The sequence below is a fragment of the Methylobacterium sp. PvP105 genome, assembly GCF_017876975.1.
Classification (GTDB): domain Bacteria; phylum Pseudomonadota; class Alphaproteobacteria; order Rhizobiales; family Beijerinckiaceae; genus Methylobacterium; species Methylobacterium radiotolerans.
In genome coordinates this window covers 2,556,200-2,571,316 of the sequence record NZ_JAGIPA010000001.1, presented here as the reverse complement: position 1 = coordinate 2,571,316, position 15,117 = coordinate 2,556,200, and the positions used below count along the sequence as shown (strand labels likewise).

Below are 15,117 nucleotides of genomic sequence, written 5' to 3'. Positions count from 1 at the left end.
CCCCGCCACGAGATCCGCACGCGATCAGGAGGACACACCATGCGCAACAACATCCCCGCCACCGTCGGGATGCCGGTCGAGGAGGTGGACACCCCCTGCCTGCTGGTCGACCTCGACGCCCTCGAGCGCAACGTCGACAAGCTCGGCCGCTTCATGAAGGCGCACGGCCTGCGCCACCGGGCGCACGCCAAGACCCACAAGTCGTCCGACATCACGGTCCTGCAGATCGAGCGGGGCGGGGCCTGCGGCGTCTGCTGCCAGAAGGTCAGCGAGGCCGAGGCGCTGGTGAGCGCCGGCATCCGCGACGTGCTGGTCTCCAACCAAGTGGTCGCGCCGAAGAAGATCGAGCGCCTCGCCGCGCTCGCCACCCGGGCGCGGGTGCTGGTCTGCGTCGACGACCTCGGCAATGTCGACGACCTCTCGGCGGCGGCGGTCAAGTACGGCGTCACCCTCGAATGCCTCGTGGAGATCGACGTCGGCGCCGGCCGCTGCGGCGTCGCGCCGGGCGAGCCCGCCGTGGCGATCGCGCAGAAGATCGCGGCGGCGCCGGGCCTGAGCTTCGCGGGCCTGCAGGCCTACCAGGGCAAGGCGCAGCACGTGCGCGACTACGGCGAGCGCAAGGCCCTGATCCAGACGGCGATCGATGAGACGAAGCGCACCGTCGACCTGCTGAATGGAGTGGGCCTCGACTGCGCCATCGTGGCGGGGGCCGGCACCGGCAGCTTCGCCATGGAGGGCGGCAGCGGCGTCTACAACGAGCTGCAATGCGGCTCCTACGTCTTCATGGACGCGGACTACCAGCGGGTGAAGGACGCCGAGGGCCAGCCGATCGCGGAGTTCGAGAACAGCCTGTTCATCTACACGGCGATCATGAGCAAGGCGAAGGCGGACGTCGCCATCTGCGATGCCGGCCTGAAGGCGCAGAGCATCGACAGCGGCCTGCCGGTGGTGTTCGGCCGGGACGACGTGGAGTACATCAAGTGCTCGGACGAGCACGGGGTGATCAGCGATCCCGGCAACGTGCTGACGCTCAACGAGCGCCTGAAGCTGATCCCCGGCCATTGCGACCCGACGGTCAACGTCTACGACTGGTATGTCGGCGTGCGGAACGGCCGCGTCGAGGCGATCTGGCCGGTCACCGCACGCGGCATGACCCTGTAGGGGATTCCGAAGGGCCGAGGCCCCTCGGCGGGGTGTCGGGGCGGCGCCCCGACATCGGGCTCCGCCCGAGGGCAGGGCTCTGCCCTGCACCCGCGAAAGGTCTCGGACCTTTCGAAACCATGATTCTGGAGGTCCGTGAACCCATGCGCTTCATCTCGGAGGAGGAATCGGCCTCGTTGGTCGATCACGCCATGGCGTTCGACGCCGCCCGCGAGGCGCTGATCGCCGCGGTGGCGCCGGGTACCACCCTGTTCCCGGCGGTGCTCGGCCACGGCTCGGAGCCGGCCAACCGGTTCTCGATCAAGTCGGGCTCGACGGTCGATTATGCCGGCCTGAAGGTCGGCTCGTTCTGGCCCGGCAACCCGGACCGGGGCCTGCCGCGGCACAATTCGGTGATCCTGCTGTTCGACCAGGCTGTCGGCCGGGTCGACACGGTGATCGAGGCGGGCCGCGTCAACGCCTACCGGACCGCCGCTGCCGATGCCGTGGCGGCGAGCGTGCTGGCCCGGCCGGATTCGGTGGTGCTGGCGGTGTTCGGGGCCGGCAACCAGGCCGAGTTCGAGTGCGCGGCGCTCGCCCGGATCCTCCCGATCCGGACGGTGCTGGTGGTCGCCCGGGACGCCGCCAAGGTCGCGGGGCTCAGTGAGCGCCTGGCGGGGCAGGGGGCCTCCGGGCTCGACGTGCGGGCGGCCTCTGCCCAGGAGGCCTGCGCGGCCGCCGACGTGATCGTCACGGCGACGCCCGCCCGGGCGCCGCTGTTCGAGGCCGGCTGGGTCCGCCCCGGCACGCATGTCGCCGCCATGGGGGCGGACGCGAAGGGCAAGCAGGAGCTGCCCCCCGCCCTGCTGGAGCGGGCGGCCCTGTTCTGCGACCTGCCGGAGCAGTCGCGCACCATCGGCGAGTTCCAGCACGCCTCCGCGCAGGCTCAAGGCGGCCTCACGGCGCTCGGCGACGTGCTGCGGCGCGGGGAGGGGGGCCGGACGGACCGGGACCAGATCACCGTGTTCGATTCCTCCGGCATCGCCCTGCAGGACCTGACCATCGCCCGGGCGATCCTCGCCAAAGCCGACGCGCGCTTGTAGGGGAGGCCGGCGCCGGCCCTCCCCGCCCCGGCGGAGGACGGCATGCAGGACAGGCAGATCCGGGTCATCGGCATCGGCACGGGCGATCCCGAGCACCTGACCCTCCAGGCTGTGCGGGCGCTCGCCGACGTCGACGCGGTGTTCGTCCTCGACAAGCGCGCCGAGACCGCCGACCTCGTCGAGATCCGCCGCCGGATCTGCGCGGCCCATATCCGAAAACCCCACCGGGTCGTCACCGTCGAGGACCCGCCCCGGGAGCGCCACCCGGCCGATTACGGGCGCACCGTCGAGGCTTGGCACGCGGCCCGGGCCGAGCGGCTGGAGGCGGCCTTCGCGGCCCATCTCGGGGCCGGGGAGGTGGGGGCGATCCTGGCCTGGGGGGACCCGGCCCTCTACGACAGCGTCCTGCGCATCCTCGACCACATCCTGGCCCGCGGACGCGTGCCGTTCCGGCGCCGCGTCGTGCCCGGTCTGTCCAGCGTGCAGGTCCTGGCCGCCCGCCACGGCGTGCCGCTGAACGGCATCGGCGGGTCGGTGCTGATCACCACCGGCCGCCGCCTCGCCGCGGGGTGGCCGGCGGAGGCGGAGAGCGTCGTGGTGATGCTCGACGGCGACCCGTCCTTCGCGCATCTCGACCCGGACCTGACGATCCACTGGGGCGCCTATCTCGGCAGCCCGGACGAGATCCTGATCTCCGGCCGGCTGGGCGACGCGGGCGCCGAGATCCGCCGGGTCCGCGCCGAGGCCCGGGCCCGGCACGGCTGGATCATGGACATCTACCTGCTGCGCCGTGACCGCGCCGCCACGGACAGGGCCGGCGCGGCCGGCTAGACCGCCGCCATGCTGCGCCTGCGGGACTACCAGCGCGCCAGCCTCGACGCGCTCTCGGCCGCCTGGGCGCGGGGAGGGGCGGACGACGCGGCGCCCGGCCACCTGATCGTCCTGCCCACCGGGGCCGGCAAGGCGCTCGTGATCGCGGCCCTCGCCCGGGAGACCCTGGACGAGAACCCCCTCGCCCGGGTGGCGATCGTCACCCACAGCCGCGAGCTGGTCGCCCAGAATTTCTCCGAGCTGACCCGGTCCTGGCCGGGGGCGCCGGCCGGCATCTTCTCGGCCGGGCTCCGGCGGCGGGAGGCCGGGGCGCAGGTGCTGGTCTGCGGCATCCAGTCGGTGGCCGACCGGCTCGACGCGATCGGTCCGCGCGACCTCGTGATCGTCGACGAGGCCCACCTGATCCCCCGCGCCGCCGACACCCGCTACGGCCGCTTCCTGGCGGGCCTGCGCGCGCGGACCCCCGGGCTGCGTGTGGCGGGCTTCACCGCCACGCCCTACCGGCTCGATTCGGGCCGCCTCGACGAAGGCGAGCACCGGCTCTTCTCCGGCATCGCCTACGAGGCCGACACGTTCACGCTGATCCGGCGCGGCTTCCTGGCGCCCCTCGTCTCCAAGGCGACGCTCACCCAGCTCGACGTCTCGGGCGTCGGCCGGCGCGGGGGCGACTACATCCCGGGCGAGCTGGAGGCGGCGGTCAACCGCGACTGGATCACCCGCGCGGCGGTCGCGGAGCTCGCGGAGTACGGGCGCGCCCGCCGGGCCTGGCTCGCCTTCTGCGCCGGCCTCGCCCACGCGGAGGCCGTGCGCGACGCGGTGCGGGCGGAAGGGTATTCCTGCGAGAGCGTCTCGGGCGAGACGCCCCGCCGGGAGCGCGACCGCATCGTCGCGGCGTTCCGGGCCGGGCAGATCCGCTGCCTGACCTCGGTGGGCGTGCTCGGGACCGGCTTCAACGTGCCCGAGGTCGATCTGGTGGCGCTGCTGCGCCCGACCCGCAGCACCGGCCTCTACGTGCAGCAGGTCGGCCGGGCGCTGCGCTGCGCGCCCGGAAAGGCCGACGCGCTGATCCTGGACTATGCCGGTCTGGTGCGGATGCACGGGCCTGTCGACGCCGTGACGGTCCGGAGCGCCACACAGGGATTGGGCGGGGCAGGGGCCTCGCGCGCCAAGCCCTGCCCCGGCTGCGGCGCCCTGATCGCGCTGAACGCCTCCACCTGCGAGGCGTGCTGGACCGAGCCGGAGGCGGACCCGGACGCCGAGGCGCCGCACGAGGCCGCCGCCGACGACGAGCTGGCGATCCTCTCGGCGGATCCCGGGCTGCCCGGTCCCGAGCCGGCGGGCCCTGCCCCGGCGGCGGAGGCCGGCTGGCAGGAGGCCGCGTGGCATCCAGTCACGGCCCTGAAGCTGGAGGCCGCGCCCGACGGGCTCGACCTCGTCCTCGGCTGGCGGGACGGCCCCGCCGAGGCGGCGTGGCGCGTCCGCCTGCGGCCCGAGCGCAGCGGCTACGAGCGGGATAAGGCGGTGTCCTGGTGGCGCGGCCTCGGCGGCGGCCGGGACGCGCCGATGAGCGCCGCGGAATTCTTGGAGCGCGCCGCGCTCCTGGCCCGGCCGGCATCGATCCGGATCCGGACCGGCCGTCTGTCGGAGCATATCGACTGCCGGACGCGGGACGGCCGGATCCTCGGCGACGTCCGCCGCACGGCCGGGCGCGCCGCGTGAGGGCGCGCGGGCGGCACGCCGCGCCGCGGGGAGGGGGCTCGGACCGCCCTCGCCCGATCCGGAAGCCGCCCGGCCGGACGGGACCCGACGCCGGGGCCGCACCGCCCGGATCGGAGGCGGCGCGAGGCGGGATCCCATCTGGGCGCGCCGGCCGGCGGAGCGACCGCCCCTCACCCGACCTGGGACGCCCTTTGCATTCCATAATATATCTTATGCGAACAACGGGGAGAGGTTCGTGGGACCGGATCGTCCCGTGTCCCGGCGTCGCCGCCCGAAGGCCGCCCGAAGGCCGCCCGAGGGCGGCACGGGGCTGGATGCGACTGGATGCGGCTGGATGAAGGCCGCTGATCGGGCGGGAGGTCGAGGCCACGGGGATGGGAGGCCGCGCGCCGCCGCCGGACACGCTCGGCTCCGACCCGGGCCGCCGCGCGCCCGTCGTCGCGCGCGGCGAGGCGCGGTCGCAACGGGCGCGATGACGAAGCGGCTGACGGGCGCCGACACCGGCGCTCCCGGGCAGGGCGGTCGGGTCAGGGGGGTGGAGGCCCCTCCCCGCGACGGGTGGACCGGGACGACGTCCGGCCGATCGCCGCGGCGCTGACCCGGCTCGCCCGGCGTCGCTCGCGGCGGCGGCTGGAGCGGCGGTCCGGCTCTCCGGGCGTGACCGCCCGCGACCCCGGCGGCGGCGATCTCCGGCGCGCCCGCGCGGGTCCCGTCCGCGCGGGCGAGGGCCCCTGCGCGCTGGCCCGGGGCTCACCGGCCCCCTGCCCTGCCTGACGGCTCCCGGGCCGGATGAGCGACCCGACAGGGTCGCCGCAGGCAGGCGGTGCGCGCCGCGTCAGCGCATCACCGACACGCTGGTCAGCCAGAGCCGGCAGAGCCTCGGCCAGAGGGCGACCGGCGCCTCCGACCGGCCGATCCCGAAACCGTGGCCGCCGACCGCGAAGCGGTGGTACTCGACCGGCACGCCCGCCGCGCGGCAGGCCGCGTCCAGGATGCGGCTGTGCTCCGGGCTGATGACCGGGTCGTCGTCCGCCTGCACGAGGAACAGCGTCGGGCAGCCGGACCGGATATGGGTCTGGAGCGACCAGTCCCGGCTCGCCTCCGGGCTCGGGGCCTCGCCGACCAGGGAGCGCCGGGTGGTCGTGCGGTCGTGGGGCGGCTCCAGGCTCACCACGGGGTAGATCAGCGTCGCGAAATCGGGCCGCGCCGACAGGTCGTCGGCCGCGTCCACGGGTTCGTAGGCCCGGAACGCGGAGCGCGCGGCGATCAGGCCGCCGAGGTGGCCGCCGGCGGAGAAGCCGAGCACGCCGACGCGGGCCGGGTCGATCCGGAAGCGCCCGGAAGCGGCGCGGATCAGGCGCAGGGCCCGCTGCCCGTCCTGGAGCGGCGCCAGGGGGCCCGCCGCCCAGCCCTCGCCCGGCAGGCGGTAGGTGAGCACGAAGGCCGTGATGCCCTGCGCGGCGAGCCAGAGCGCGGCGGGGAGCGCCTCCTTGACTATCCCGATCCGCGCGTAGCCGCCGCCGCCGGCGACGAGGACCGCCACGCCGGTCGGCGTCTCCGGGGCGTACACCTCCAGGACCGGCACGGCGACGTTCTTCACGGCGCCGCTGTCGTCGCGGACCGGCGGACCCTGCGGACCGCCGCCGCCCGGCGGCTGCCCCGGCCAGAGCGGGATCCGCTCCGGCGCCCCGACGGCGTCGGCGCCCCGCGTCGACAGGAGCGCCGACCCCGCGGCCAGGGTGAGGAGCAGAGAGCGGCGGTCGGGCACGGAACCGGGCATGGGCTCCCTCGCGACGGGCGCTGTCCCGTGCGGCCCGGTAGGCAAGACCGCCGTGCCGGATCGGTTCCCGGTCGGGTGCCGGTCCGGGGTCTACAGGACCCGCGGCAGCAGCCGGCCGAGGAGATCCCGGCCCGGGAACCGGGCCGGCGGCATCCGCAGCTCCGGCGCCGGCTCATCGCCGGGGATCGGCCCCTCGGCGAAGCGGGCCCCGGCGGACCAGAACCCGTCCCGCCGCGTGCCGATCATGCCGAGCCCGACGGGCTCCCGCGCCGCGTCGGGGCGCAGCCGTCCCGCCGCCCAGACGCGCTGCCAGCACCGGCGCCGCGACAGGTCGGCGTCCCGCCAGCCGAGCCGCGCGTAGCCGGCCGCCGCGAAGACCCGGTCCCCGGCGAAGTCCTCCGGGATCCACACCCAGCTCGAGAACACGTGGACCGTGTCGGCGCGGAAGCCGGCCGGATCCACCGCCCGCGTGTAGGCGCTCAAGGCCGTCGCCCGGTGCCGGCCGACATGCCGGCGCAGGCGTCCCGGCAGCGCCAGCGCCTCCGGGAAGGCGGCGGCGTCGAGGCGGGTCGGCGCCGCGCCGCGCTCCAGCGCGTAGGCGCTGTCCACGAGGTGCATCCAGGGTTCGAGATCGACCTCCCAGGCCTGCTCCACCGGCGCGAACCGGCGGACCTGTCCCGCGATCAGCCGGTCGGCGACGCGCCGGGCCGGTTCGGGAACCCAGTCCGGTCCGGCCTCGGTCACGCGCAGCAGCGTCGAGGGCCCGTGCGCCCGGACCGCCTCGACCAGGCGGGCGAAGTCGGCCTCGGTCTCGTCGCGGCCGACCTTGCGCACCAGGATCTTCGAGCCGTCCGCGAGTTCGTCGAGCAGCTTGCGCTTGAGATGGGCCAGCCGGCCGTATTCCCGCTCCAGCAGCACCTCCGGCTCGATCGAGCCGGCCGGGTGCCCGGTATTCGCCCAGATGTTGTAGGCGACGCTGTGGCAGTAATAGGTGCCGCCGGAACTCACGGAGAGCCGCAGGTCGCCCGGCACGCCGAAATCCGCGAAGCCGCAGCGCAGGCCGCGGATCAGGTCCTCCATGGGCGTGTAGGAGAAGCGCAGCAGGCCGGAGGGCTCGACCCCGCCGTAGCGCTGCACGAACCCGAACTCGCAATTGTCGCCGAGGCTCCGAAAGGCGTGGAGCCGTTCGGCGAGGAGCGCCGCCGTCGTCCTGTCTCCGGTCACTGCATCCGCTCTGTCTCGCCGAACCCGCCGCGCCCAGATCGCGGCGGGGCAGGGCCTCTGTCCAGTCCCCGCCCGGTCGGGGAGCACGCCGCGCTCAGCCGGCCGGGGGCATCTCCAGGGGCACCTCCAGGCGGAAGCAGGTGCCCTTCTCCCGGGCCGGAATCGTCAGGCTGCCGCCGAGCTGGCGCGTGAGGCTGCCGACCACCCGCATCCCGAGGCTCCTCGAGTTACGCCCGATCTCGAATCCCGCCGGCAGGCCGATCCCGTCGTCGGCCACCTCGACCACGAGCCCCTCGGGCCGGCGCTCGGCGCGGACCCGGATCTCGCCGCCTGCCGGGTGCGTCTCGGGGGGGTAGGCGTATTTGAGCGCGTTGGTGACGAGTTCGTTGACCAGCAGGCCGATAGGGATCGCCCGATCGGCCGAGATCCGCTGCGGGCAGGCCGCGCAGGCGAGCCGCTGGCCCGGCACGCCGCTGGCGAGGTTGGCCACGAGCTTCTCGAGGAAGGGCGCGAGGTCGAGCTCGCCCGGCACCCCCTCCCCCTCCCCCTCCGCCTTGTCACCCTGCCGCCAGAGCTGGTCGTGGACGCCCGCGATCGCCTCGACGCGGCTGCGCGCGTCCGCCAGGGCCGTCTGCACGGCCGGGTCCTCGGCGGCCCGGGCCTGCAGGGCGAGGAGGCTCGCCACGATGGCGAGGCTGTTCTTGACCCGGTGGCTCATCTCGCGGGCGAGCAGGTCCTGCCGGGCGAGGGCGGCCCGCAGCAGGCTCTCGGTCCGCTGGCGCTCGATGGCGCCCCCGAGCAGGTTGGCGAAGCCCTGCATGAAGGCGATGTCGGCCTCCGCGAACATGCCCTCGCGGGTGTCGTCAACCTCCAGCACCCCGAAGGCGCCGTCCCGGTTCTCGATCAGCACGTTGATCGCCCGGCGAATGCCGTGCTCGGCCATGAGCTGCGGCGTGCGGAACCGGGTCTCGTCGGCGAGGTGGTTGGAGATCACCGGCCGGCCGGTCTTGAGGGCGAAGCCCGCGGGGGAGGCGAGGTCCGCCCCGATCCGGGCCTTCCCGATCACGTCGGGTCCCCAGCCGACGCCGGCCCGGACCAGCAGGGTGTCGGCGCCGCGCTGATATTCCAGGGCCTTGCAGAACTCCGCGCCCATGCCCTGCGCGCACAGTTCCGCGGCCCGCTGCAGCAGGTGATCGACATCGGTGCCGCGCAGAGCCTCGACGCCGAACTCGGACAGGATCGCCTGCTGGCGCAGGCGATAGTCGAGATCGGGCGGCGCGGGCGCGGGGCGCGTCTCGGGGCTCGGTTCCACTTCGGTCTGATCGGTGTGCTGGGTCATGGAGAGCGGCAGATTAGCAGCAAGCCGGGCCCGGCGCGAAGCGGCGCCGCTCCGGCGGGCGCGCCTGTCGTCGCACCTGTCGCCGCGCGTGTCGTCGCACCCTGGCGTCCGTCCGGACCCCTCAGGCCCGTACGGCGTTCGTCCGACGAACCCGACGCGAGGAGCGCACGCATGGCCGACGACCTGAACGGACTCTCCGACAAGGCCCTCTCGATCTTCGCCTTCGCGGCCTACCACCGCCTCGTCAGCGGCGAGAGGGTCACCTCGGTGATCCGCCGGGACGGCGCCGGCCACGAGGCCGACCCGGAGGGCGTGGAGGAACTGGAGGCGCGCGGCCTCGTCACCGCCGGCGAGACCGACATCGACCTCGGTGAGACCGCGCAGGCGGCGGTCGAGACGATGGTCGCGGCCCTGCGCCGGGAGGTCGGGCGCTGAGTGCGGCATCCCGGCCGTGGAGAGCCGGGAACGCACCCGCTCCCGGCGCCTTGTCCCGCAGCCACGACGGAGGATCGGATGACTGCCAAGGCCAAGGTGAAGACCGGCGACGACGTCACCTACAAATGGGGCAAGGGCACCGTCTCGGGCGAGGTGACCAAGGTCCACACCCAGGACGTCGAGAAGACCATCCAGGGCAACACGGTGAAGCGCGAGGCTTCGAAGGCGAAGCCGGCGGTGGAGATCAAGACCGCCAAGGGCAAGACGGCGCTGAAATCCGCCTCGGAGGTCACGGTCAAGTCAGCGTGAACGCGCAACCTGCGCGTGCTGTGATCTTGCGCACATCGCTTTCTGCATAAGGTCTCGCCGAGGGCGCGGCGGCGGCTATCTGTAACGGTTCCAGCCTCAAAAGCCGGGACCCCCGCATGACCATTCCCCTCAGGCTCACCCTGAACGGGCAGCCGCGCGAGATCGCCCTCGACGATCCGCGCGTCACCCTCCTCGATCTCCTGCGCGAGCGCCTCGGCCTGACGGGCGCCAAGAAGGGCTGCGACCGCGGCCAGTGCGGCGCCTGCACGGTCCTGGTGAACGGGCGGCGCATCAACAGCTGCCTGACCCTCGTCGCGAGCCTCGACGGCGCCGAGATCCTGACCATCGAGGGGCTCGCCGAGGGCGACCGGCTGCACCCGGTCCAGGCGGCCTTCATCGCCCATGACGGCTTCCAGTGCGGCTTCTGCACCCCCGGCCAGATCATGAGCGCGGTCGGCCTGATCCGCGAGGGTCATGCCGGCACCGATCCGGAGCGCATCCGCGAGGGCATGAGCGGCAATCTCTGCCGCTGCGGCGCCTACGCGGGCATCCTGGACGCCGTGCAGGACGCGGCGGCCCGGACCTCGGAGCAGCGGGAGGACGCGGCGTGAGGACCTTCGACTACATCCGCCCCGCGAGCGTGCCCGAGGCCGTGGCGGCCGGCCAGCTTCCGGGCACGGCCTACCTCGCCGCCGGCACCAACCTCGTCGACCTGATGAAGGGCGGCGTCGCCACGCCGGAGCGGGTCGTCGACATCACCCGCCTCCCCGGCCTCTCGGCCATCGAGCGGCTGCCGGACGGCACCGCCCGGGTCGGCGCCCTGGTGCGCAACAGCGACCTCGCCCACGACCTGGCCTTCGCCGAGGCCTACCCGATGGTGGCCGAGGCCCTGCTGGCCGGCGCCTCGGCGCAGCTGCGCAACGCCGCCACGGTCGGCGGCAACCTGATGCAGCGCACCCGCTGCCAGTACTTCACCGACGCGGTCTCGCCCTGCAACAAGCGCGCGCCCGGTTCCGGCTGCGCGGCCCTGGGGCACGCCACCCGCATCCACGCGGTCCAGGGCTGGAGCGAGCACTGCATCGCCACCCACCCGTCCGATTTCTGCGTGCCGCTCGCCGCCCTCGACGCGGTGGTCGAGATCGCCGGGCCGGACGGCGCCCGGGAGGTGCCGCTCACCGCGTTCCACCACCTCCCCGGCGACCACCCGGAGTGGGAGACCGACCTGCGGCCCGGCGAGCTGATCACCGCCCTGCGCCTGCCCCCGGAGGCGGCGTCCTTCCGGGGCAACGCCCGCTACCTCAAGGTCCGCGACCGCACCTCCTACGCCTTCGCGGTCGTCTCGGCGGCGGCCGCCCTCACCCTGGAGGCCGGCGGCCGGATCGGGCAGGCCCGGCTCGCCCTGGGCGGGCTGGCGCTCAAGCCCTGGCGGGTGGCGGAGGCCGAGGCGGCGCTCGCCGGACAGGCACCCTCCGCCGAGGCCTTCGCGAAGGCCGCCGACGCGGCGCTGTCCGGCGCCAGGCCCACCGGCGAAGCCAACGCCTTCAAGATCGAGCTCGCCCGCCGGGTGGCGATCCGCGCGCTGACCCAGGCCGCCGCGGGCACGCCCGCCCGGATCCCGGCGCTCCCCGCCTCCCCGTTCGGCATCGTCTGACCCCGCCCCCGGTCGGCGGCTCGGCGCCGTCATCGCGGGCGGAGCGAGCCGGGCGGCGCCACGATGCCCGACGTCGCGCTGCCCTGGGTCACTTCGCTCCGCTCGCGATGACGGAGCGGGTCGCCGCAACCGAAGGCTTCAACCGGACCCCTTTGAGGAGACCCGCATGACCGCGACCTCCAAGCCATCGAACATGCCCGCCTCGAACCTCCCCGCCGGCGCGATCCGCCACGGCTCCAGCATCGGCCAGCCGCTGACCCGGCGCGACGGCCCCCTCAAGGTGACGGGCCAGGCCCGCTTCTCCGCCGACAACCTGCCTCCCGGCACCCTCCACGCGGCGCTCTGCGTCGCCCGGATCGCCCGCGGCCGCGTCACCGGCCTCGACGTGGCCGCCGCCGAGGCGCATCCCGGCGTCGTGGCGGTGATGCGGCCGGGGCACGCCCCGGCGCTCGCCAAGGACCCGGACGCCAAGGACGGGCCGTTCACGTTCCGCCTCGACCTCCTGCAGAACGACCGCGTCCGCTACGCCAACCAGCCCATCGCCGTGGTGATCGCCGAGACCCTGGAGGCGGCCACCGAGGGCGCCCGGCTGCTCGCCCCGACCTACGCGGCCGAGACGCCGCGGATCGGGCTCGATGCCGGCGCGGCCTTCACGCCGGATTCGGTCGGCGTCGGCGCCCCGCCCGTCGAGACGGACGGCGACGTCGAGGCCGGACTCGCGGCCGCGTCCAGGACGATCGCCGCGACCTACGAGACGCCGGCCCAGTACCACAACGCCATGGAGCCCCACGCGGCGGTGGCGAGCTGGGACGGGAACCGGCTGACGCTCTTCATGCCGACCCAGGCGCTCGCCATGTCGCAGGCCCGGCTCGCCGGGCTCTTCGGCATCAGCCCCGACGACATCCACATCGAGAGCCCCTATCTCGGCGGCGGCTTCGGCTCGAAGGGCGTCCCCGCCGGGCCGCAGGTGCTCGCCTGCATGGCGGCGAAGCTCGTCGGCAGGCCGGTGAAGCTCGTCCCGACCCGCACGCAGATGTACGGCCCGATGGGCCATCGCGGGCCGACCCGGCAGACCCTCCGGCTCGGCGCCGACGCGTCCGGCAAGCTGACGGCCCTCGACCACCACATCCGCACCGCCTCGTCGAGCTTCGACGACTTCTTCGAGCCGGCGGGCCGGGCGACCAGCACCCTCTACGCGAGCCCCGCCATCGCCATCCGGCACGAGGCCGTGCGCCTCGACACCGGCACGCCGCTGTTCATGCGCGCGCCCGGCGAGGCCACCGGCAGCGTCGCCCTGGAGAGCGCGCTGGACGAGATGGCCCACGAACTCGGCATGGACCCGCTGGAGTTCCGCCTCGCCAACTACGCCGAGGTCGAGCCGATCACCGGCAAGCCGTTCTCCTCCAAGGCCCTGCGGGACTGCTACCGCCGCGGCGCCGAGGCGTTCGGCTGGGCCGGGCGCCCGCTCCAGCCCCGGCAGACGCGCGACAAGGACGGGTTCCTGGTCGGCACCGGCATGGGCACCGCCACCTTCCCGGCGCTGATCTTCGAAGGCATGGCCCGGGCCGAGATCCGCGCCGACGGCACCGGCACGGTGGAGCTCGGGGCGATCGACATGGGCCAGGGCTCGTGGACGGCGCTGGCCCAGATCGCCGCCGACGGGCTCGGGATCGGGATGGACGCCCTCACCTTCCGGATGGGCTCGTCCGACCTGCCGAATGCCGGCATCGCGGGCGGCTCGGGCCACACCGCCACCGCGGGCGGTGCGGTCCACGCGGCGGCCGGCGACGTGATCCGGCAGCTGGCGGAGCTCGCCACCAACGATCCCGCCTCCCCGCTCTACGGCGCCGGCAACGCCGGCGTGACCGCCGCGGACGGGCGTCTGACCCGGCGCGACGACCCGGGTCGGAGCGAGTCCTTCACCGACATCCTCAGGCGGGCCGGCCGGTCGAGGATCGAGGGCCAGGGCAAGGCCGGCGCCGACCCGGCGGCGCAGGCCTCCTACGCCATGCACGCCCACGGCGCGGTCTTCGCCGAGGTGAAGGTCGATCCCGATCTCGGCCAGATCCGCGTGAGCCGCCTCGTCGGCGCCTTCGCGGCCGGACGGGTGATCAACCCGCGCCTCGTCCGGAGCCAGTATTACGGCGGGATGATCTGGGGCCTGTCCTTCGCCCTGCACGAGCGGGCCGAGATGGACCCGCGCACCGGCCGGTTCCTCAACGACAACCTCGCCGAGTACCACGTGCCGGTGAACGCCGACGTGCCCGCCATGGAGGCGATCCTGGTCCACGAGGACGACGCGGTGGTGAACAACCTCGGCGTGAAGGGGGTCGGCGAGATCGGCATCACCGGCACGGTGGGCGCCATCGCCAACGCGGTCTGGCACGCCACCGGCGTGCGGGTCCGCGAGATGCCGATCACCCTCGACAAGCTGCTGGGCTGACCGAGCGGGTCGGTCGCGCGCCGAACGCGGTCCGATCCCGTCCAGCGCCCGATCCCGTCCCGGGCGCGTCGCGTCGCCCGGGATTTTTTAGTATGGGGCATGCCACCCGGCGGCCGGCGGCCGCCGCAGCAGCAGCGCGGAGACCGGCATGCCTCTCACCAGCGACATCGGCGGCGTCGTCCCGATCGCGCCGACGCCGTTCCATCCGGACGGCCGGATCGACGAGGTCTCCCTCGACCGGATGACCGACTTCTTCGGGGCGGCCGGCGTCGACGGCCTGACGATCCTCGGCCAGCTCGGCGAGGCCGGCAAGCTCGACCACGCGGAGGGGATCGCGGTGGCGCGGCGCGTCCTCGGGCGCACCCGGCTGCCGGTGATCGTCGGCGTCACGGCGCCGGGCTTCGCGGCCATGCGGGCGCTCGCCCGGGAGGTGATGGAGCTGGGCGCGGCCGGCGTGATGATCGCGCCGCCCAACACGCTCCGCACCGACGACCAGGTGGTCGGCTATTTTCGGAATGCCGCCGAGGCCGTGGGCCCGGACGTGCCCTTCGTGCTTCAGGACTACCCCCTCACCTTCTCGGTCCAGATGACCCCCGGCGTGATCCGCCGGATCGTGTCCGAGAACCCCTCCTGCGTGATGCTCAAGCACGAGGACTGGCCGGGCCTGGAGAAGATCTCCACGCTGCGCGGCTTCGAGGCGGACGGCTCGATGCGCCACATCTCCATCCTCGTGGGCAATGGCGGCCTGTTCCTCGACTTCGAGACCGAGCGCGGCGCCGACGGGGCCAATACCGGCTACGCCTTCCCGGAGATGCTGGTCGACGTGGTCCGCCTCGGCCGGGCGGGGCAGCGCGACGCTGCCCACGACCTGTTCGACGCCCACCTCCCCTATCTCCGCTACGAGCAGCAGCAGGGCCCGCTGGGGCTCGCGGTGCGCAAATACGTGTTCATGCGCCGGGGGATCTTCGCGTCCGACGCGCAGCGCAAGCCGTCGCAGGCTCTGACCGCGCAGGCGAAGGCCGAGGTCGAGTACCTGCTGGCCCGCCTCGCCCGCACCGACGCGCGGGCCCGGCTCGCGGCCTAGAACGCCGCCCCGGCGGGAAGGGCCGGGGCCTCGCCGAAGCCGCCGCAGCGCCCGCTTCG

13 protein-coding genes are annotated in these 15,117 nt (G+C 74.4%); 10 read left to right on the top strand and 3 right to left on the bottom strand.

Annotation, left to right across the window (positions count from 1 at the left end; all coding sequences use genetic code 11):
- Window positions 1-39 precede the first annotated feature (39 nt).
- From J3A75_RS12300 to J3A75_RS12285, 4 genes are all read left to right on the top strand, one after another.
- Window positions 40-1,161, top strand: a complete 1,122-nt coding sequence (locus tag J3A75_RS12300; RefSeq protein ID WP_209650254.1) for a DSD1 family PLP-dependent enzyme — start codon at window positions 40-42, stop codon at window positions 1,159-1,161.
- Between the two features lie 143 nt (window positions 1,162-1,304).
- Window positions 1,305-2,243, top strand: a complete 939-nt coding sequence (locus tag J3A75_RS12295; RefSeq protein WP_070999194.1) for an ornithine cyclodeaminase family protein — start codon at window positions 1,305-1,307, stop codon at window positions 2,241-2,243.
- Between the two features lie 42 nt (window positions 2,244-2,285).
- The gene (cobF, locus tag J3A75_RS12290) at window positions 2,286-3,074 is read left to right on the top strand and encodes a precorrin-6A synthase (deacetylating) (RefSeq protein WP_043374616.1); all 789 of its coding nucleotides are present in this window, start codon (window positions 2,286-2,288) and stop codon (window positions 3,072-3,074) included.
- A 9-nt stretch (window positions 3,075-3,083) separates the two neighbouring features.
- A complete protein-coding gene (locus tag J3A75_RS12285) occupies window positions 3,084-4,793 on the top strand; it encodes a DEAD/DEAH box helicase (protein ID WP_012318520.1) in 1,710 nt (569 codons plus the stop codon).
- An 835-nt stretch (window positions 4,794-5,628) separates the two neighbouring features.
- Here J3A75_RS12285 and J3A75_RS12280 read toward each other — a convergent pair.
- The 3 genes from J3A75_RS12280 to J3A75_RS12270 form a co-directional block, all read right to left on the bottom strand.
- The gene (locus J3A75_RS12280) at window positions 5,629-6,573 is read right to left on the bottom strand and encodes an alpha/beta hydrolase (RefSeq protein WP_012318519.1); all 945 of its coding nucleotides are present in this window, start codon (window positions 6,571-6,573) and stop codon (window positions 5,629-5,631) included.
- Between the two features lie 90 nt (window positions 6,574-6,663).
- Window positions 6,664-7,797 carry a hypothetical protein gene (locus tag J3A75_RS12275; protein WP_024830483.1) on the bottom strand — a complete coding sequence of 378 codons (1,134 nt, stop codon included), beginning with the start codon at window positions 7,795-7,797 and terminating at the stop codon, window positions 6,664-6,666.
- A gap of 94 nt (window positions 7,798-7,891) precedes the next feature.
- Window positions 7,892-9,136, bottom strand: coding sequence for a sensor histidine kinase (locus tag J3A75_RS12270; protein ID WP_012318517.1), 1,245 nt, complete (start codon window positions 9,134-9,136; stop codon window positions 7,892-7,894).
- A 171-nt stretch (window positions 9,137-9,307) separates the two neighbouring features.
- Here J3A75_RS12270 and J3A75_RS12265 point away from each other — a divergent pair, with 171 nt between their 5' ends.
- The 6 genes from J3A75_RS12265 to J3A75_RS12240 all read left to right on the top strand — a co-directional run bounded on the left by J3A75_RS12265 (window position 9,308) and on the right by J3A75_RS12240 (window position 15,058).
- The gene (locus J3A75_RS12265) at window positions 9,308-9,571 is read left to right on the top strand and encodes a hypothetical protein (protein WP_012318516.1); all 264 of its coding nucleotides are present in this window, start codon (window positions 9,308-9,310) and stop codon (window positions 9,569-9,571) included.
- 78 nt (window positions 9,572-9,649) lie between these two features.
- Window positions 9,650-9,880, top strand: a complete 231-nt coding sequence (locus J3A75_RS12260) for a DUF2945 domain-containing protein (protein ID WP_029360789.1) — start codon at window positions 9,650-9,652, stop codon at window positions 9,878-9,880.
- Between the two features lie 116 nt (window positions 9,881-9,996).
- Complete coding sequence (locus J3A75_RS12255; protein WP_116656975.1) at window positions 9,997-10,491, top strand: (2Fe-2S)-binding protein; 495 nt, start codon at window positions 9,997-9,999, stop codon at window positions 10,489-10,491.
- Window positions 10,488-11,531 (top strand): xanthine dehydrogenase family protein subunit M, encoded by a 1,044-nt coding sequence (locus J3A75_RS12250; RefSeq protein WP_209650253.1) that lies wholly within the window; start codon window positions 10,488-10,490, stop codon window positions 11,529-11,531. The genes J3A75_RS12255 and J3A75_RS12250 overlap by 4 nt, the downstream gene beginning before the upstream one ends.
- A 166-nt stretch (window positions 11,532-11,697) precedes the next feature.
- Window positions 11,698-13,974 (top strand): xanthine dehydrogenase family protein molybdopterin-binding subunit, encoded by a 2,277-nt coding sequence (locus J3A75_RS12245; RefSeq protein WP_089231052.1) that lies wholly within the window; start codon window positions 11,698-11,700, stop codon window positions 13,972-13,974.
- A 148-nt stretch (window positions 13,975-14,122) separates the two neighbouring features.
- Window positions 14,123-15,058 (top strand): dihydrodipicolinate synthase family protein, encoded by a 936-nt coding sequence (locus tag J3A75_RS12240; RefSeq protein WP_012318511.1) that lies wholly within the window; start codon window positions 14,123-14,125, stop codon window positions 15,056-15,058.
- Window positions 15,059-15,117: the final 59 nt, after the last annotated feature.